The following is a 19374-nucleotide window of genomic DNA, read 5'->3' on the forward strand; positions in this document are numbered from 1 at the left end:
TTGATTCTTTTTTTCCATAATATGGGTTTATACTGAATTCAGTTCATGAAGTTCAACTTCATAGCCCATCTGTTTGATTTTTCGAATCCAGTACTCGATGGTTTTTTCACGTTTACCCAAATAGTCTGCGCCCAGTTCCTCGTAAGGCACTTTATCTCGTAGGACGACGTAGATGATCCGTAAGAGTAAATGTGAAACCGCTATAATGGCTTTTTGTTTACCCATTCGTTTGACTAGCCTGTAATATAAAGCGGATATCCGGGAGTCTTTGACCCTTATGGCGGCCCAACCGCATTGACAAAGTACGGATTTTAGTCCCTTATTTCCGCGTTGGTTCTTTTTTCGTTTTTTTTACCGTTACTTTCATGGTTGGCTGGGCATACCCCGGCCCATGAAGAAAGGTGAGCATCGGATGGAAAATGTGACATATCTGTACCCAATTCGGCCACGATGCTCGCCGCTGCATCATGTTTGATCCCAGGAATAGTGTCCAGCAACTCCATTTCCAAGCGATAAGGCATAGTCAGTTGTTCAATTTCTGTTTCCAGTTCTTGAATCTCCTGTTCTAGATACGCAATATGCTCCAGATGTCTTCGAATCATTTTCCGATGATGAAGGCGTAAACGGCCGTTTAGCGCCTCAATAAGTTCGGGAACTTTGCGTTTCAGAGACGACTTCACCATGTCACGAACCTGCCGTTCATTAAGCACTTCACCGTTGACAATGGATTCAAGTAACAATCGGCCGGAAACCCCAAAGACGTCTGACATAAAGGTGGTGAGTTTCAGATTGGCATCTTGCAATATCTTGTGAATCCGGTTCTTCTCTTGGGTCACATTCTGCAGGAGTTTCCGGCGGTATCGAGTGAGGTCACGCAAGTCGCGAATATCTACGCTCGGGACAAAACTTTGCTCGATTAATCCGCTTCGGTGTAACCGGGCGATCCACTCGGCATCGCTATAGTCGGTTTTTTTGCCTGGAACATTCTTGATGCGGGCCGGATTGGCGAGGGTCAACTTACAAGAATCCTCCAGAATGTTCCATACCGGCTTCCAGTATACCCCGGTGCTTTCCATGGCCACATGGGTACATTGTTGATCTTCGAGCCAGTCTTTTAAACGAAGTAGTTCCTTGGTGGTCGTTCCGAATGTCTCGATTTCTTTTGACGGTCTCTTGTCGAGCGGACCGTACAGAAGGCAGGCCACGATATTATCCTGATGGACATCTATACCTGCACATCGTTCCAAAATCGCATCCAAAACGAACAACTCCTTTCTGGATGTTTTAAGCAGATCATGCAACCTTGTATAAAGATGACACTTTATACTCGTACTCGTGGTAACAATCGGCGATTCTCGTGGTTGCAATTGGTCCGATTCTAACACGGAGTGTTTCTCCAAAATGTAATCGACCTATGATCCACCTATAATTATTACCTCATAAAGTGAGTGCGTGTACAACCCATATTTTTCATATATGGCGGTGGCCGCCAGGCCATATTTGATTCTAACGGATGTAAGCGTCGTTATTTGCCTGAATCTAAGAAAAATAGCCGGATTTCAGTGAAATAAGCGCTATGGCAACCGTTACAATTAAAAATCAACGTTTTTGGAGCGAATAGCGCTTGTGGCAACCGTTAAAATGTCAGTAGGACCCGGTACAGCTTCATTACTTCGCCAATTCCTCCTTCGCCCACTCCCCGATTTCCCGGCTGTCCACCGGATATTTGCGTTCCCCCGCCGTCCGCCGCAGCCGCTCCAGTAATGTCTCGATAATTCCTTCGCTCACCTTAAGCCCTTCTCCATCCAGCGCCAGGCGCACCGCGCTGCGCCCCGAGTGCTTGCCCAACACGATGACATGGTCCGCGCCGAGCTCGGAAGGATCAAACGTCTGGTACGTCCGGCGGTCTTTCATTAGGCCGTTTACATGAATTCCGGATTCATGGGCAAAGGCCAGCCGCCCTACCAGCGGCCGCGCATCGGGGATATCTCTGCCGGCCGCGCGGGCAACGAACTCGGCCAAAGGCTTAAGCTTGTCGGGACGCACCGCGCATTCCCCGCGGTATAAATGCTTCCAAGCCATCGCCACTTCCTCCAGCGCGGCGTTGCCCGCGCGTTCGCCGATGCCGAGCACGGTCGTGCTGGCCCACTTGGCTCCCGCCTCGATGCCGGCCAGCGTATTTGCCGCCGCCAAGCCAAAATCGTTGTGGCAGTGGATTTCCAGCTCGATGTCGGGCGGGCAGGTGGCCAGCAGCGCCGACACCCTCGCATACAGCGTGCCGGGATGGTGAACGGACAAGGTATCGGCGTAGCGGAACCGCCGGATCCCTTCCTTTCGAAAAGCGCAAATCAACGTGCGCAAAAAAGCGAAGTCGGCGCGCGAAGCATCCTCGAAACCGATCGATACGGCAAGCCCTTTTTCCTGCGCGTAGCAAGATGCGCGTTTGCCCAAATCGATGATTTGGGCCGGCCCCGCCCCCAGCTTGGCGCGCATTTGGATCGGCGATACGGGCAGAGCGATGTGGGCCGAACCCACGCCCGCCGAGAGGGACGCATCGATGTCGGCGCAGTTCGCCCGATTCCAAGCCAGCAGCCGCATGGGCAGTCCCAGCGCCGCGATTCGGCGGATAGTCCGGCATTCGTCATCGCCCATGGCCGGGATGCCCACTTCGGCCTGCTCGACTCCGGCGGCGGCGAGGCACTTGGCGATTTCCAGTTTTTCCGCAGCCGTAAACGCCACGCCGGCCGCCTGTTCCCCATCGCGCAGCGTCGTGTCGCAAATCCACAGGTCCCTCATAATAGTTCCCTCCTCCCGTTGGGCATGTTCTTGATAACACATCATTCAGAAAATATTCCGATCAGAGCAGCGCCAGACCTGCAGCCTTCAAACGTTGCTGCAGCACTCGCAGTCGGGATTGCAGCGGAGCGAAACGGTATAATTGCTCATATTCAGCGTGTTGATCCGGTGCATGACATTGATGAACGGACGGCCAACCCCGGTAATCCACTTCACCGCCTCCAAAGCCGCCAGGCAGCCGGCCAGACCGGCGGTGGCGCCCAAAACGGGAAATCCGAGGGGTTCCCATTCCTGCGGGCGCTCGGGGTACAGACACGCAAGGCATGGTGTTTCCCCGGGGACGATCGTCGTCAAGGAAACCTCAAACCCGTACATAGCCGCTTCGACCAGCGGCCTGCCGGCGGCGACGCACAGGCGGTTTAAGGCGTACCGTTCGGGAAAATCGTACCTCGCGTCGATCACGATATCGGCCGCTCTTACCCATGGTCCGCTTTCCGCAAGCGTGATCCGGGCATTATGCCCTTCAATGATCACCTCGGGATTGACCCGCTTTAAGCTCTCCACTGCCGCAGTCATCCGCTCCTCGCCCACGCGGGCGGAATCCATCAGGATTTGCCGGTTCAGATCCGGCAGCCGGATTATCCCTTCATGCGCCAGGATCAGCTTGCCGATTCCGGCAGCCGCCAAATAAAGCGCCGCCGTTCCGCCCAGCCCGCCGATGCCGGCAACCATCACCGCCGCTTCCTTCAGTTTGCGCTGGCCCTCCCGCCCCAGCAGTTTGAGCTGCCGATCATAGCGGTCAAGCTCCTTCACAAGCCGCTGTTTCTCCTCCGCGCATTGCGGGCTTTCCATCTTCTTCGCCGCGTTTTGCTCCGTCGTTTCCGGCACACCGTCCCCCCTCCCTTTTTAAAAACTAAAAGATGTCCGCGTTAGCGCGCAGCCGCGACTTCCTGATGGCGATCCAGCCAATCCAGCGCCTCCCGCATTTGGCTTAACGCAAATTTCTCCAGCTTCGCCGCGGAAGTAAACGGAAAACGCAGCCCCGCCCGCAGCGTAACGGAGACAAGGATCAACCGGCCGCTGGACACGATGGCCCTGCCGAACCCTTCTCCGTTCATTTCCACCATGCTTTGCATAAGCTGCCCCGTCTCCGCCTCGAGGGCCGCCGCCAGCGCTTGAAACACATGATCGACTTGCCGCCGCAGCTTGGCGCTGGGCGTGCAATCCTGACTTAGCGCCTGCTTCTCCTCCGGAGTAAACAACAGCAGCCGGGCGATCTTCTCTTCCTCGCTTAGGCCGCTGCCCTTGCCGAAGTAATCGTAAGCATCGATCATTTGGCTAAGAGTCCGGTTAAAAGCCGCTAACAATCGCCGGTCCGGTTCCTCGATGTTTGCGGAGCTTCCCATTGTTTTCGGCAAACCGGAATCGGCTTGCGCCAGACCGAAACTTGTTGGCGCAATACCGAGACCGGACTCCTGCAAACCGGAACTTGGCTCCGGGCCCCCTTCCAAATATGTGGCTTCTTCCATGCCGATCCCTCCTTGTTTATCCCTCTTTTCGGCTCTCCCCGTTTTGCTCCGAAGCGGCCTCCTCCTCGGCAAGCAGCACCTTGCTCAGCCACATCGGCGGCTTGCCGCGCAGCATTTCCAGCAGCCTGGCGATTTGTTCCTCGATCGGAACGCCGGGCGGCACCTTTACCGGCATCATTTTCCGCCGGGTCACGCGCGCCGCGGCCGATGCTCCGATTTGCATCAGGAACACCAGCGTACAATCGCCGATCAGGGAAATCCGCACATCGATTTTGCCCGTTTCATCCGGGGAAATTTGCGCGGGAACGATCCGGTTTTCTAAAAATTTGGCGTCCCCGGGGCGGACTTCATAGACGGCAAACATCGGGCTATGTCCGAAATGGGCGTTCACATGAACGCCGTCATCCGTGGCAAACGCTACGCGCATGCTGGTTCTCCTCCCTTCGGATGAGCCGGTTGCCCGCTTTGTTGATCAGCTCCATCGTCCCGCGATATCCCACCGTCAGGGACATGTAGGCCCCAAGCTCGTCGAGGACCGGAAAACCCATTGCCATAAACGCCGCGCCGCAGCGCTCGGCCCCGTTTTTTCCGTGAGAGTTGCTGATCCAGAGGTCCGTCCCGGCCGCCAGCCGTTCGGCATCTTCCAAATCGCCAACCCAGATTTCCTCGTCCCGCCGCTGTAAATATGGCGTCTCGCAGGAGGCGACCAGACCTTGAAAGCCGACGCCCATCTCCTTTAGCCAGGAGACCGCCGAAACGAGGTGATCCGGCTCCAGGGCAACGACCGCCGTCGTCCCGGCATAATTGAAGTGGGCGTCCAGCATGCCGTCGAGCAGATTTTCCCGCTGCCAGCGATAACGCCAAGGGACGGGTTCCCCGCTGAATTCCTGCAGAAAATAAAAAAATTCGTCGCTGGCCTTAAGGCCCGATACGCCGTCAAACACCCGGTAAGGAATACCCGCCGCATTTTGCAGTCTCCGGGCGGGGCGCTCCATGCTGGGGCCGATGGCGATCGTCAATTCCGAGCGGAGCATTTGCCGGGCGGAATCCAGCGGCACCCCGCCGCGGGTAAGCGGGGAAAAGCCGGTCAGCAGATGCCCCGATAACGAGGTGGACACATCGGGCAAAGCGATGACCTCCAGTCCGAACGAAGCGATGGTTTCTTTAAGTTCCATCACGTCCGCCGCTGTCAGAAAAGAACCGGGCAGCAGGTTCACCTGGCGTTTTTCCGGCCGCTGCGGTTTGCGCCCCGTCTGCTCCAGCAGGCCGTCGATGATCGACTCGACCATTGCGCCGTACCCCGACTCCAGGGAGCCGCGGTAATCGGGCAGCGAACAGGTCACCAGCAGCGTGTCGCGGAGATTGCGCTTGCGCTTGAATGTTTTGATTCTTCCGGCGTAATCCGCGCCCGACGCCTCCGTGAGCGCGGTGCTTATGACGCCTACGCAGTCCGGACGATGCTTCGCCAGCACTGTCTCCAGCGCCTCCTCCAAATTCCGGTCGCCATCGAAAATCACGTCCATCTCCTGCAGCGCGGTCGTCTGCACCGCAATCGGCTCCCGGTAATGCCGCGTCAGCAGCGTTTTCGCAAACGCGGTGCAGCCTTGGGCCCCGTGGATGATCGGCAGCGAACGGTAGATGCCCTGCAGCGCCAGCACTCCGCCGAGAGGCTGGCCGATTTTCAGAGGATTGCAGCTTAACGGCTTATCCGTTTTGTTAATCGTCATCATGTCCCTCCCTTTCCCAAGGAGCCGGCGTCCGCACCAGGTTCCACACCGGATGCTCAAGGGCGTGCGCCGCCTGCTTGGCAAGGCGGATTAACCCGTCATAACCCGCAAACGCGGTATGCCGCTCCTGGTTAATGTCCACGAACGGGATTTGTTCCTTTAAGGCCATGTACATATTGCGTCCGCCGGCGATAACCAGATCGGCTTTGCGTTCGCGTACGGTTTTGAGGATGCGCCCGGCTCCCCCTTCGGAGATGTATACCGCGTCGTCTCCGACCCGTTCGGCGATCCGGGCGATATCTCCGTCGGTGCTTTTATTCGTGCCGACGCCAACCACCTTGATCCCGAGCTCCTGCAGCGCGGAGATCACCGACCAGCTTTTGACGCCGCCGGTATACAGCACCGCCCGTTTGCCTTTGAGCTGTTTGCGCAGCGGCGCCAGTTCGCGCATCACGCGGGCTTCCTCATGCTCGACCAGGCGGTCGACGCGCCGCTCCACTTCCCGGCTGCCCAGCAGATAGGCCAGCTGCCGCAGGGAATAGCTCGTTTCCTTGGCTCCGTAAAACGATCCCTCAAAATACGGAATCCCGTACTTCCGCTCCATTTTTAGCCCGAGGCCCAGCAGCGCCCGGCTGCATACGATCATATTGACTTTGGCCCGGTGCGCCCCGGCAATTTCCTTAAATCTCCCGTCCCCCGTTATTTTGGCATGAACGTGGATGCCGGCCTGATTTAGGAGCTTTTCGATATCCCAAATTTCGCCGGCGATGTTGTATTCGCCGATCAGATTCACGGCCGTGTCCATGACGGCTGCGGGTTCCACGGTGCCGATCACGTATTGAAGGAGCGCTTCCCCGGCCAGGCGGGTGCCTAAGTTTTTGCTGCCGACGAATCCGGGACTGTTGACGGGAATGCAGGCGATTCCCAGTTCGGCGGCCGCCCGCTTGCATACCGCGTCGATGTCTTCCCCCGTAAGCGCCGAAACGCAGGTCGAATATACAAAAACCGCCGGCGGCGCAAAACGCTTCGCGATATATTCGATCGCCGCGCGCAATTTTTTCTCTCCGCCGAAAATGATGTCATGCTCGCCCAGATCGGTCGTAAAACCGTACGCCGACAGCCGCGGCCCGCTCGACAAGCTGCCCCTCGTCCCCCAGCTATTCCCGGCGCACGCGCTGGGACCGTGAACCAGATGCGCCGCGTCCGCGATCGGAACAAGCGTAATTTGCGCTCCGTCAAACGAGCAGCCGCCCGCAGCTTCACCGGGTTTCGGCCGCGGGCACGGCTTGCTTTGCGGTTCCGCTTTGCCGCAGGAATCGCCTGTTCCCGCATAACCTGTAATACTCATCGCTTCCATCCGTTCTGATCCCTCCTGCTATCCGAATTTCCCGTCCTTGAATCCCGGCATCCTGGCGGATAACCGATTGACCCTGCGCGTTAACGCACAAGGTCAAAGCTGTGGGCCGGAGCGTCTTCATCCAACCGCTCAAGCACCGTATTTACGAATAAGGTAAGCAGATTCAATGCGCCTTGATATCCGATGATCGGATAACGCTGCAGATGATGCCGGTCGAAAATCGGAAAGCCTACCCGGAGCAGCGGCACCCCGGCCTCTTTGGCCGCGTATTTCAGATGGCTGCTGCCGATGGCCAGGTCCACCGGTTCATTAAACAGCAGGGAGCGCAGATGCCAAAGATCGCGGCCGATATGGACCTTGCCTTCCGCGCCGTAAGGGCTGGACGACAGAAGCAGACCTGCCTCCTGTGCGAATTCGGCGTCGCCGTTGGAGCAAACGATATGGACCGGCTCCATCCCCAGCTCCAGGCAAAAGCCGATCAAGCCCAAAAGCAGGTCCGGGTCTCCGGCCATCGCCACCCGTTTGCCATGCAGGTAATTGTGGGAATCGGTCAGCGCGTCGACGACCCGGGCCCGTTCCTGCAGCAGCGCTTCCGGGACCGGCCTGCCGCTCAATTCGCCGATCGTTTCCAGCAGCCGGTCGGTGGCCGCGACGCCCAGCGGCGTGTGCAGCGACTTAACCGGCTGTCCCCAAGTTTCCCCGATATATTCCGCCGTTTTGCGCAGGCTGTATTTTTGCAGCGCCAGCGTTCCCTGCGCATTCGCCGCGGCCGGCACGTCGGCCAGCCGGGTCCCGCCGTAATAATACGCATAAGTTCCGTCCGCTCCGGAATCGAAATTGCCGCTGTGATCGCCCAGCACGGTGCAGTCCGCCCCAAACAGCTCCAGGATGCGCCTAAGTTCGGAGAAGTTGCCGGTATACGGCTCGAATCCAAGCAGAACGTTCAGCTTACCGCTGCTGGCCGGATCGACGGCTTGCCCTGAGGAACGCTCATACAGGTAACTAAGAATCGCCTTCAGCATGTTGTCGTAGCCGGTGATATGCGAGCCGGAAAAGCTGGGCGTATTGGCAAAAGGAATCGGCATCCCCTCCGGCAGCACGCCTTCCTTCCGGGCGTTGCCGATAAAGGCCGACAAGTCGTCGCCGATCACCTCGGCCATGCAGGTGGTGCTCATCGCGATCATTTCGGGTTTGTAGAGCGCGACGCTCGTCTCCAGCCCGTCGATCAAATTGCGCATCCCGCCGAACACGGCGCCGTCCTCCGTCATCGAAGAGGACACCGCGGGAACCGGCTCTTTGAAGTGGCGGGCGAAATGGCTGCGAAAATAGGCGGTACACCCCTGCGAGCCGTGAATGAACGGCAGCGTTTTTTCGAAACCCAAGGCGGCCATCACCGCCCCGAGCGGCTGGCAAGCTTTGGCCGGGTTGACGACCACCGCCTGGCGGGCAAAGTTTTTGTCCGCGTACTCCTGCGACCTGGTATATGCCGCGGTTTGCAGGACCTCTTCCTCCGGGCAGGCGTTTTCGAACTCGCGTTTTCTTTCCCGCTGGCGGACGTATTTTTCGCTGTCGAACAGCTTGTTATGGTCCAAAATCGTCCTAGGTTCGCTCATGCCGTCACCTCCTCTTTTTGCCGGGTCTTCACCAAATTCCATACTGGGCTGTTGACGGCCATATCCATGTCGCGGGCGAACACCTTAAACCCGTCAAAACCATGATAGGGGCCGCTGTAATCCCAGGAATGCATTTGCCGGAACGGGATGCCCATTTTGTGGTAAACGTATTTCTCCTTCACGCCGGCGCCCATCAGATCGATATCAAGCCGCTGGGCGATCTCCTCCAGTTCGTATGCGCCTGGATCGTCCATCAGGATCGTCGCTTGTTTCAACTCGGGAATCGTTTTTAAATAGTCGTCCTTGTGGGCGAATTCATAACCGGTAGCCACGATTTCCATGCCCAGATCCTCGTAAGCGCCGATCGTATGCCGGGCCCGCAAGCCGCCGATCAGCAGCATCACCTTCTTGCCGGCGAGCCGCGGACGGTATTTGGCGATTACCGCGTCCATTTCGTCCTTATAGCGGGCGATTACTTTTTCGCAATTTTCCTGGATCGTCTCATCGAACAAGGCTGCGATCTTGCGCAAGCTTTCGATCGTTTTGGTCGGGCCGAAGAAGTTGTATTCCAAGGACGGGATTCCGTACTGATTCTCCATCACTTCGCACATATAGTTCATTGAGCGGAAGCAATGGATGAGGTTCAGCTTCGCTTTATGCGCGGTCATGATCTCCTGGAGCGTGCCGTCGCCGGACCATTGCCCGATCACCCTTAGCCCCATTTCCTCCAGCAAAATCCGCGACGCCCAGGCGTCCCCGCCGATGTTATAATCGCCGATGATGTTGACATCGTATGGCCCGCACTCCTTCAGCTCCGCCCGGCCCATCACAAAATCGCGGATGGCGTCGTTGGCGATATGATGGCCGAGCGACTGGCTGACGCCGCGGAAGCCTTCGCAGCGGACCGGCACGATCGGGATGCCCAGCTCCTTGCTCATTTTTTTGGCCACGGCTTCAATGTCGTCGCCGATCAGGCCGACCGGGCATTCCGACTGGATGGTAATCCCTTTGGCCAGCGGAAACATCTCCTTGATTTCCCGGCAAATGACCTCCAGCTTTTTGTCCCCGCCAAACACGATATCCGTCTCCTGAAAATCGCTGGTCACCTGCATCGCTGTAAAGTTGTCGATCCCCAACATACCGCTGGCATAATTCCGCCGCGTACCCCAACTGTATTGGCCGCAGCCGATCGGCCCGTGGCTGATGTGGACCATATCCTTGATCGGCCCCCATACCACGCCTTTGGAGCCGGCGTAGGCGCAGCCGCGGATCGTCATCACGCCCGGACGCGACTTGACGTTGGATTTGATGGCGCATTTGCAGTTAGTCTGCTTGTAGTCCTCCTCCATCACTTCGTAGTGGCGTTTGCGTTCCTTTTTGGCTTTCTCCGGGAAGATCTCCAGCATCTCCTCGACGAGCTTTTTCTTTTGGATCACGTCCGTCGTTCCCATTCTCCAACCTCCCGCTCCTTATTTATCTCTTAATCCGTAATCTACCGCGCGGCCGCGCTTAAAGCGCGGTTTTCATCCGTTTTACGGCCTCTTCCTCGTTTTCGATCACCCCAAACTCCATCAGCAGGTCTTCCAGCTCCTCCATGCTGATCGGCGTCGGAATCGTCAGCATGTCGTTGTGCAGAATTTTGTCGGCCAACTGCTCGTATTCGGCGGCTTGGGAATGGCTTTCGTTATACTGGGTGACGGTCATTCTCCGCAGCTCGGCATGCTGCACCACGTTATCCCGCGGCACGAAATGGATCATCTGCGTGTTCAGGCGGCGGGCAAGCTCGGTGATCAGCTCATCCTCGCGGTCCGTGTTGCGGCTGTTGCAGATTAAGCCCCCGAGGCGGACGCCGCCGCTGTTGGCGTATTTCAAAATGCCGCGCGCAATGTTGTTGGCGGCGTACATGGCCATCATTTCGCCGGAGCAGACGATGTAAATTTCCTCCGCTTTTTTCTCGCGGATCGGCATGGCGAAACCGCCGCAAACCACGTCGCCAAGCACGTCGTAGGAAACGAAGTCCAGCCCTTCATAGGCGCCTTCCTCTTCGAGGAAATTGATCGCCGTTATAATGCCGCGTCCCGCGCAGCCGACGCCCGGCTCCGGACCGCCGCATTCCACGCACTGGATGCCGCCGAACCCTTCCTGAATGACGTCCGCCAGCTCCAAATCCTCGACCGAACCCCGCTCCGCCGCCAAATGCAAAACGGTTTGCTGCGCTTTCGTGTTCAGAATCAGCCGGGTAGAGTCCGCTTTCGGGTCACAGCCGACAATCATAATTTGTTGATTGAATTTTTTGGCCAGCTGGGCCAGCGTATTTTGCGAAGTCGTCGATTTGCCGATTCCGCCTTTTCCGTAAAATGCGATTTGTCTCATAGGAATGACCTCCATTTTAGAAATTTGGTTTCATATTTGGCATGCTGCAAAATCAGTTCTTCAATCTGGCCAGGTTTGACTACCGGGATGATGCCGGCCGCCTTCAGCTTAGCTTCGGGTACTTTGCCGATGCCCGCCGAAAAAAGCACCGAACAATCGCTTAAGCTGTCGATAATTTCCTGCAGCGTCGCCGCTTTATCCCCATTGCAGCTCGCTTTGCCGTGACAATAAGCCTGCACTTTGCGAATCCCGAGGAAGGTAACATCCTGTCCGTCGGTCTCATACACCATAAATTCCTTGGCATGGCCGAAATGCAGGTTGACCCGGCCTTCGCCCCGGGAAGCGACTGCAGCTCTCAGCCTATAGCCAGCAGTTTCCGCAGGCGCTCCCGAAGCGGTGGCCGCGGGGCAAGCACACCCGCCTTCCGGCCGGCGTCCGGCAGCCGCTTTCGCCGCTTGGCGTTCCGCCAGCCGCTTCACTTTCTCCTCCAGGTCGGCTTGCAGCCGCTCCCGCGCTGCCGGGTCAAGCGGCGGCGCCGATGCAAGCCGCTCCCAAGTGAAATCGCCACTGCGATCCTCTCCCAGGAGGCCGATGGCATCGGCGCGGCACTGCCGGCAATGCCTCATGAGTTGCGCCCCCGCTCCGCCGCAAGCTTCTTGGACGGCGTGCAGCAGCTTCGGCGGCGGCGCCTCGCGGCCCTCCTGTTCGTAACGGCTGCCCGGAGCGATGATGAGCGGCATAATGTTGTGCATAAAAGCCCCTAACCGCTTCACCATGCCGGCCAGAACCGGCATATGCACGTCATTGACGCCCGGGATCAGCACCGAGTTGACTTTGACCAGCACCCCTTTGTCGCTTAGGGCTTTCAGCCCGAGCAGTTGGCGGGTGATAAGCAAGCTTGCCGCTTTCCGGCCTTCATATTTGCGGCCCGATTCTTCGTCATATACCCAACCGTAAATTTGGCTGCCGATATCCGGATCGACCGCATTGATCGTGATCGTGACATGGGCAATGCCAAGTTCAACGATTTGATCAAGGTATTTCATCAAGTTTAGGCCGTTGGTGCTAAGGCAAAGCGTAACATCCGGAACGGCGCTGCGGATCCGGCGAAACGTATCGAACGTCTTATCCGGATTGGCCAGAGGATCGCCCGGACCGGCAATGCCGACGACGGACAATTGCAGAAGCTGGGCGGCGACGCCGGCCGCTTTGCGGGCCGCTTCTTCCGGAGTCAGCACTTCACTGACGACGCCGGGCCTGCTCTCGTTAACGCAGTCAAACTTTCGGTTGCAATAATGGCACCCGATATTGCAAGCCGGTGCCACCGGCACGTGCATCCGCGCAAAATAACGGTGCGCCGCTTCGCTGTAGCAGGGGTGCCTGGTGATGTCGCTGTTTAAGATTGGGCGGACGTCCGCGCTTATGGGATCCATGCGTTCCTCTCCTTTCTTTTCCTTCAGTGTCAGCTTTCCAAATCAACGGGCCCGAATAATTTGAATAAACTGTAAAAATTTATCTATATCATAGTTTCACGTTAAAACTACGTCAATTAACGTATCACCAAATTCCGTCCATTTCGCAGCAAGTTAACAAATCGGTCAAAATTTATGTCATATTAATTAACATGCGAATCACATGGATGCGTTTACATTTCAAATTCTCAATTGCTTACATAATCATCAATGGCCGGCGGGTTGGTCAGCAGATTAACACCCGCTGCCCAGATGCTTTGCACGATTATCCCATTTGATCCGGAGGCAGAGAGGAAGATAAATTCAGGAGAAGAAAACAGGTTTGGGAGAAGCAGACCTGTTCGAGATCATTAGTTCGGGAGCGTTAGACAGGTTTGTGAGAAGGAGGTTTGTGAGAAGGAGGTTTGTGAGAAAAAGGTTTAGGAGAAGGATATTTAGGAAAAGTGAAGCAGACCTCACGGGAGGAATGGGACAAGTCACCGGGAAAAATGAAAGGACCTTGATTAGCCTCCACCCTCTCCCCCCTGAACAAGAGGGATAATCGTGCAAAGCAGCATGCAGAGCATGCAGGGATACCAAGGCACGAACGCTATCATAATTTATTTTGTCAAGCACCGATCTCGGTTTTGAGCCTATAAAATGTTTAAGCCGGAGCTCTCCAAAAGTCCAGGAAGCACAAAAAATCCCCTCCGCTTAAACCGGAGGAACGCTCATCGGCTTAAGCAAAAGGGATTCTGTTTGTTTTTCGGGGCTTAGGGAAACCGCGATCAACGCACTTTCCGAACGGCCGGAATTTCCCATTACTGGATTGTTAGCTAACGACCTCAGCAGCTTCATCGGAAGGAAGCAGGATTTCAAACACTTTTCCGTGCTGCAAAATGGTGATGCCTCTGGTTTTGTCTTTCATCACGACAACCTCCGGTTTGGCGGACATCCGTTCCAAGTAGTGCTCGGGCACTTCGCCGGAATTGCTGACGACCAAACCTTCCACTTCGCGTTCGTCATTTTCGCCTAATTGCAGATCAATCACTTGCTCAAATACATCCGAAAACTGCTCAAAGCTGTCGGTATACACCGAAATGCATTTCATAGGGTCTCTCATCCTCTACTATTGTCTTTGTCTGCTGGGTTACGCATCTTCTTTATTTTTCCTGCTTCTCGGTTTTTTCATACGTTTCTTGCCTTCCCGGCACACGTCCAGGAGCGGGCAGACTTCGCATTTCGGGTTTTGCGCTTTACAGTGGTATCTCCCGAAAAAAATAAGCCGATGATGCGTTAACGTCCACTCGTCCCTCGGCACCCGCTTCATTAGCTTTTTTTCGACCTCCAGGACGGAATCGTTCCACCCTGCCAGCCCAAGCCGTTTGCTGACACGTTCCACATGAGTGTCAACCGCAATCGCCGGGACGCCAAACGCATTGGAAACGACCACATTGGCCGTTTTCCTTCCGACCCCGGGCAGCTGTACCAGCTCCTCGTGTTCGCGCGGCACTTCTCCCCCGTATCGTTCCAGCAAAATCCGGCACAGGTTTTGAATATGCTTCGCTTTGCTGCGGAACAAACCGATTTTGCGGATGTCCTGCTCCAGCTCTTCCAACGGAACCGAAAGATAATCTTCAGGCGTTTTATACTTCCGGAACAAATCCGCCGTGACTTTGTTCACGGTCGCATCGGTGCATTGCGCGGACAGGAGCACGGCAATCGTTAACTCAAAAGCGTTGCTATGGTTCAGCTCACAGCGCGCATCCGGAAACATGGCACCGATGGTGTCCAATATATGACGGACATCTGCAGCATTCATGTCTCCACCCCTTTACCCGAGAAAAAACCGTCTTGATCCGGGAAACATCCCGCATCAAGACGGTTAATCTCACGAAAAATGATCGATTATTGCTTTTCGATTTCAACCAGCTCGTCTCTGCCTGAAATACAAAACAATTTTATCATTTTCCTTGAGCGATTGCACGGAAATCGTTGTGTCACCTTGGTGAATTTACTCTCTTCACTTTGACCGCCGTCAGGCCTTCAAAATCAATGCTGATCGTATCCCCTTCATGCAAATCGGACAACTTGATGACATTTCCGTTATTATCCAAAAACCGGGCGTCCTTCACATAAATATAGTTGCTGAAATTGTCTTTACTTATGCCGATGCGGTCACTCGAAGCATTTACATACGCTACTTCAAATTGTTTGGAGATTCTGAGGCCAAGCAATTCTACCTTGTCTTGTCTGGAATCCAGAACAGCTACAACCGGATCCCCTTTAGAGAAGTCATTAAAGGTAGGTTTTGATTTTCCGGAAATCTCCATATCCAAACTCGAGTTGTAAGGCAATCTGAGGAGTTCCCCCTCCACTTCAATTACGATCTCTTTGTTGGAAGTGTCCGCCTCCACAAACTTGCCGACGTATTTGTAAATGACCTGAACGGAAACCACCCGGTCACCCAAATAAGCGATATTAACAATTCGATTTTTAGTCAGAAGATCCTCGAGCTCATCCAAATCTAGATCATCATAATCGGAGTCGTAATACGCTTCCGTCTTATCATCCAGCGTAAACGCATGCGGTTTTCCTTCCGAGTCCATAACCATCAGGGCCTGCAGTTTAGTATCGTAGGAAACGACGGTCGCTTGTTTGAGATGCTTCACATTGCGTCCGAGAACCTCGATTCCGGTTACAACATCGGTGCTGTTCAGCGTCAGCTTGACTTGGTCCCCATTGTTCAGATCGGCGATCAGATCGTCGATGCCGGGATTGGCAATCCCGGCGATCTTAATCACAGGCTTATCGTCAAGCAGCCTCGTTTCCAGGGCACCGCCGCTTCTTTTGATCGTCAGCATGTTGGCGTCGGTGCCGATTTCCAGCAACGTCCCTTCGAGCGCCCGCTCCGTGCTTCCGGTCACTTTGAGGGAGACGAGAACGCTGTTTTTTACCGTGTATTGAACAGCAGCGCCTTTTTGCAATTCGCTTAAGCTCATCAGTTGATTTTGGTACTGGAGCAGCGCATTTTTATCGACTTCATACTTCCCCGTCGTGCCGTCTTGATCTTTAATGGTAACGGTGTTGCCGTCCGCATAAACCGCTTCGATCACACCGGTTCCATTCTTGCTTAACACGGTCGATTGAATGATGATAGGCCTGTGCTGGCCGGAGTAAGTTTCCCGTTTAACGACCATCTTGGTGTCCGGCTGGAGATTAGCCGGTTTGATCGCTTTGCCGCTTTGATCCAGGAAAACCGTGCTATCGTCATACACAATCGTCTCGGGCTCGTTACCGACGAGCAGCAGCAAGCGGTTGTCGCCAAGTATCCGCAGCATCGTTCCTTCCACGCTGTCCAACTGCTCCGCCGGATCGATGATCTCAACGTAAGCGGCCGAACCCGCCTTATCAACCGCCAAAACTTTCGTGTACAGCTTCAATTGGCTTTTGTTGATTTTGACTTCGGAATCTTTGGCGAAATAAGCGGTACGGTTGTCCAAAGCAAAGGTTTTCGTTTGTCCGTTCGCGTATAACGTCAGTCTGTCGCCTGTCAAATTGGTGACGATGCCTTCATACGCGTTCTCATAGTTGGCGCTGATATACTCACTGCCACGGCTTAAAAACGCAGCCATTTGCGCACGCGTCACTTTCCCTTGCGGGTCGAACTTTTTGCCTTCAACCCCGGTCGTAATTTTCAATTGAACCGCGACATTCACGTATCCGCGGGCATTCACGGAAATGCTCGATTGGTCGGCAAAACCCGTGGACAAGGTTGCCGAAGCTTTCGCTTCAGCGTCCTTTCCCAAGGCCCGAACGAGAATTTTGGCAACCCACTCGCGCGTCGCTTTTTTCTCGCCCCAGGATTCTTTGTCCGCCGTTGCGGCGATTTCCTCGTTCTTATCCAGCAGATTTTTGGACAACGCCAGCTCCAGATAAGGCTTGAAATAGTTGCCGACTTTCAAATCCGCCGGGACTTTCGAGCCGTTGCCCAATTGGGATTCCAGATTCATTAGCCGAATCGCCATCGTGATCGCTTCCTGCTGCGTTACGACGTCCCCCGGCCGGAATTTTCCGGCATCGCCAAGAATGATCCCTTCGGCGGCCAGCTTATATATATGTTTTTCCGCCCAAAAACCGTTCGCCACGTCGCTGAACAACGACGTCGTTGAGGAAATCGTTTGCGAAGTTCCCGTAGATGTGGAAGACATCTCATCGGCGAACACTGCTGCGCCTCCGCTGAAACACATCGCCGTTACGAGCATGGCGGAAACCGCTCTATGGGCATTTCTTCGAGAACTGCGTTTAAATGATGCCATCCAATTCTCCCCTTTTAAAAAAGTTCTCCTTGTCATGTTCGACGCGGGCAGGCGAGTTCCTTCAATTTTCCCCTAATTTCTTAACAGAGGATGATCTAATTCGACATGTCCCATCAAGGTGTCGACCTTTTCCCCGTCAACGAGCAGCTCGATGGCATTAACTTCCTGAAATTGAAACAGCGTTTTGGTCAGCGCTTCGATCGCCAGCGCCTCTCCGCCGGCACCTTGGCGCGCCTCATCAGGCAGCGACATATCGACCGTCAATACTCCATCCGCAAGCGTAGCCGAGTGAAAAACAGCTTTCTCCCAGAGAGCAAACAAGCCGGTATTTTCGCTGGACTGCAGCGTTTTTAGCGCCGCCAAATATTTGTCTTGATCGGATTCGAACGAAATTTGCCGGGTTTCCTTCGTTAACTCCAGCATGTTATCATCCGTATAATAAGCCTCGATCGATGTTGTTTGCAGCGGCGATTGTGCCTGCTCCTTCCCGTTATCCTCTCCTTGCGAGCCCTGCCCTTCATTTTGCGGAGCCGCCGCCACAGGCTCCCCGACAGCCTCGTTCGACCCTGCGTTTCCCGTTCCGGTGGTCGGAGCGGCCTGCGGTTTTTGACCGCAACCGCTGCTCAGCAAGAGCAAAACAACCAGCATCCCCATGACCCATCCTTTTCTGTTCACGGTTGTTCCTCCTTCCCGCGTTTAGTTCACGCCGAGATATTCTTTGATTCCATCGACAATTCCCTGTGCCACATTGTTCTGGAATTCTTCCGTGTATAGCAGGGCTTCGTCGTTTTTGTTGCTTAAATATCCGCATTCCAGCAGCACCGCCGGCATGGTCGTTTCACGAGTGACGTGCAGGCTTTGCGTGCGCACCTTGCGGTCCGGAAGCCCCGACGATTCCACGAGATGTTTGTGCATAACCTTCGCCAAACCCGCGCTTTCGGAGCGGGTGTAATACGTCTCAACTCCGGTCGCCGTCGCCGGGCCGGAATTCGCATGGATGGAAATAAAAATGTCCGCATTGGCATTTTCCGCAATCTTCACCCGATCCTGCAGTGTCGGATATGTATCGCTCTCGCGCGTCATCACGACGTTAATGCTCGGCCCTTGTTCCAAAAGCAGTTGCTGTACTTTTAAAGCGACGGCAAGGTTGAAGTCCTTTTCCTTTTTCTTCGTGATGCTGCTCGCTCCCGGATCTTTCCCCCCGTGCCCGGCATCGATCACGACCGTAGTCAAGCCGCCATCTGTGTCCGTTCCGTCCCCTGGAGCAATTGCTTCGGCATTCAAATCAACGATAATAAGTCCGTCATTTTCGTTTACCAGTGAATAATTCACCTGATGATTCAGGTCCAGCACGACGCGTACGGTCCAAGGATCGCTGCTGAACAAAGCGAATCTAACGCTGGACACGTCTGGAGAATCGATCACTTCCATCATACCGCTCTGATTGCTATCCATCGTTTGGCCGGTCGCAAGCGACTCGGCAAAAACGGTTTGCGGCAGATCTACCACTAGCCGGTCGGGGCCATTCATCGTAAAAATGTTCGGCGTCACGTTCTTGTCCACGTCGATCATCAAACGATTGTCAATAAAGCTGATGCCGTTGACGGAAGCCAATTCACCGCCATTTTCCGGCTCGATCGGCGTTCCCGGCTGCTCCGATTCGTTGCCCGACTCGGGGCTATCGATACTGCCGCTACCGCTGCCGGAGCTCGGACTCGTTAAATAAACCGATTTGCTGGAATTGTCCCAAGATACCGCAAGCCCCATCTGCTCGCCCACGAATCGCAAAGGGACAAGCGTGGTATCTTTGGCCAGCATGGGGGCAACCGTCAGCATGAACTCACTGCCGTTTACCGTTGCCGTCGTCTTGTTGACGGCCAAAGTGAGAATTGTTCCGGGTTGCTGTATGGTTACCGTGCCCGTCATTTTTTCCCAGTTGACGTCAAAACCAAGCTCCTCCGCGACGACACGAATTGGAATCATCACATTGCCATTTACATTTTGGACTTGTCCATTTTCGGGCAAGGTTAGCGCCCTTCCATCCAGATAAACACTGGTACTTCCCGCGGCAGCATGTCCCGTTTGCGAAAACGCAAACAATAAAATTAAAGTGAACAACATTGCCGCCAAATTTTTTTTCCTCATTCGTCACCCCTACCATCCTAGTATTTTTGCCTCATGACGGCCGATGAAACCTTACCCAAATCTT

The 19374-nt window shown here is 55.0% G+C and carries 17 protein-coding genes; 1 reads left to right on the forward strand and 16 read right to left on the reverse strand.

Going from position 1 to position 19374, the window contains the following annotated elements:
• Positions 1 to 311: 311 nt before the first annotated feature.
• The 11 genes from NYE74_RS22055 to nifB all read right to left on the reverse strand — a co-directional run bounded on the left by NYE74_RS22055 (position 312) and on the right by nifB (position 12828).
• Positions 312 to 1259 carry an IS110 family transposase gene (locus NYE74_RS22055; protein WP_249732660.1) on the reverse strand — a complete coding sequence of 316 codons (948 nt, stop codon included), beginning with the start codon at positions 1257 to 1259 and terminating at the stop codon, positions 312 to 314.
• Between the two features lie 409 nt (positions 1260 to 1668).
• Complete coding sequence (locus tag NYE74_RS22060) at positions 1669 to 2796, reverse strand: homocitrate synthase/isopropylmalate synthase family protein (RefSeq protein WP_124332917.1); 1128 nt, start codon at positions 2794 to 2796, stop codon at positions 1669 to 1671.
• Positions 2797 to 2883: 87 nt separating this feature from the next.
• Positions 2884 to 3684 (reverse strand): HesA/MoeB/ThiF family protein, encoded by an 801-nt coding sequence (locus NYE74_RS22065; RefSeq protein WP_227872897.1) that lies wholly within the window; start codon positions 3682 to 3684, stop codon positions 2884 to 2886.
• 41 nt (positions 3685 to 3725) lie between these two features.
• On the reverse strand, positions 3726 to 4325 hold the full coding sequence (locus NYE74_RS22070) for a DUF269 domain-containing protein (protein ID WP_316561729.1): 600 nt from the start codon (positions 4323 to 4325) through the stop codon (positions 3726 to 3728).
• A gap of 16 nt (positions 4326 to 4341) precedes the next feature.
• A complete protein-coding gene (locus tag NYE74_RS22075; protein ID WP_124332915.1) occupies positions 4342 to 4752 on the reverse strand; it encodes a NifB/NifX family molybdenum-iron cluster-binding protein in 411 nt (136 codons plus the stop codon).
• A complete protein-coding gene (nifN, locus tag NYE74_RS22080) occupies positions 4727 to 6052 on the reverse strand; it encodes a nitrogenase iron-molybdenum cofactor biosynthesis protein NifN (protein ID WP_124332914.1) in 1326 nt (441 codons plus the stop codon). Before nifN ends, NYE74_RS22075 begins: the two co-directional genes overlap by 26 nt.
• Positions 6042 to 7409: a nitrogenase iron-molybdenum cofactor biosynthesis protein NifE gene (gene nifE / locus NYE74_RS22085; protein WP_227872896.1), complete on the reverse strand. Its 1368-nt coding sequence runs from the start codon at positions 7407 to 7409 to the stop codon at positions 6042 to 6044. The genes nifN and nifE overlap by 11 nt, the downstream gene beginning before the upstream one ends.
• Before the next feature lie 80 nt (positions 7410 to 7489).
• On the reverse strand, positions 7490 to 9022 hold the full coding sequence (gene nifK, locus NYE74_RS22090) for a nitrogenase molybdenum-iron protein subunit beta (RefSeq protein WP_124332913.1): 1533 nt from the start codon (positions 9020 to 9022) through the stop codon (positions 7490 to 7492).
• A complete protein-coding gene (nifD, locus tag NYE74_RS22095; protein ID WP_155621420.1) occupies positions 9019 to 10473 on the reverse strand; it encodes a nitrogenase molybdenum-iron protein alpha chain in 1455 nt (484 codons plus the stop codon). The genes nifK and nifD overlap by 4 nt, the downstream gene beginning before the upstream one ends.
• A gap of 58 nt (positions 10474 to 10531) precedes the next feature.
• Positions 10532 to 11395 (reverse strand): nitrogenase iron protein, encoded by an 864-nt coding sequence (gene nifH, locus NYE74_RS22100; protein WP_124332911.1) that lies wholly within the window; start codon positions 11393 to 11395, stop codon positions 10532 to 10534.
• Positions 11392 to 12828, reverse strand: a complete 1437-nt coding sequence (gene nifB / locus NYE74_RS22105; RefSeq protein ID WP_124332910.1) for a nitrogenase cofactor biosynthesis protein NifB — start codon at positions 12826 to 12828, stop codon at positions 11392 to 11394. The genes nifH and nifB overlap by 4 nt, the downstream gene beginning before the upstream one ends.
• Before the next feature lie 361 nt (positions 12829 to 13189).
• Between nifB and NYE74_RS22110 the strand changes: the two genes are divergently transcribed.
• Positions 13190 to 13408, forward strand: a complete 219-nt coding sequence (locus NYE74_RS22110) for a hypothetical protein (protein ID WP_036623761.1) — start codon at positions 13190 to 13192, stop codon at positions 13406 to 13408.
• Between the two features lie 270 nt (positions 13409 to 13678).
• On the opposite strand, the gene NYE74_RS22115 is transcribed toward NYE74_RS22110, so the two are convergent.
• The 5 genes from NYE74_RS22115 to NYE74_RS22135 all read right to left on the reverse strand — a co-directional run bounded on the left by NYE74_RS22115 (position 13679) and on the right by NYE74_RS22135 (position 19310).
• Positions 13679 to 13957, reverse strand: a complete 279-nt coding sequence (locus tag NYE74_RS22115) for a hypothetical protein (RefSeq protein ID WP_036623762.1) — start codon at positions 13955 to 13957, stop codon at positions 13679 to 13681.
• 39 nt (positions 13958 to 13996) lie between these two features.
• The gene (nth, locus tag NYE74_RS22120) at positions 13997 to 14668 is read right to left on the reverse strand and encodes an endonuclease III (RefSeq protein ID WP_036623763.1); all 672 of its coding nucleotides are present in this window, start codon (positions 14666 to 14668) and stop codon (positions 13997 to 13999) included.
• A gap of 178 nt (positions 14669 to 14846) precedes the next feature.
• Entirely contained in the window at positions 14847 to 17165 is a 2319-nt protein-coding gene (locus NYE74_RS22125; RefSeq protein ID WP_213511105.1) for an S-layer homology domain-containing protein, read from the reverse strand.
• A 72-nt stretch (positions 17166 to 17237) separates the two neighbouring features.
• Positions 17238 to 17840: a GerMN domain-containing protein gene (locus NYE74_RS22130; protein ID WP_036623764.1), complete on the reverse strand. Its 603-nt coding sequence runs from the start codon at positions 17838 to 17840 to the stop codon at positions 17238 to 17240.
• Between the two features lie 21 nt (positions 17841 to 17861).
• Complete coding sequence (locus NYE74_RS22135; protein WP_036623765.1) at positions 17862 to 19310, reverse strand: N-acetylmuramoyl-L-alanine amidase family protein; 1449 nt, start codon at positions 19308 to 19310, stop codon at positions 17862 to 17864.
• Between the last annotated feature and the right edge of the window lie 64 nt (positions 19311 to 19374).

The organism is Paenibacillus sp. FSL P4-0127 (genome assembly GCF_038007325.1).
GTDB classification, from domain to species: Bacteria; Bacillota; Bacilli; order Paenibacillales; family Paenibacillaceae; genus Fontibacillus; species Fontibacillus macerans.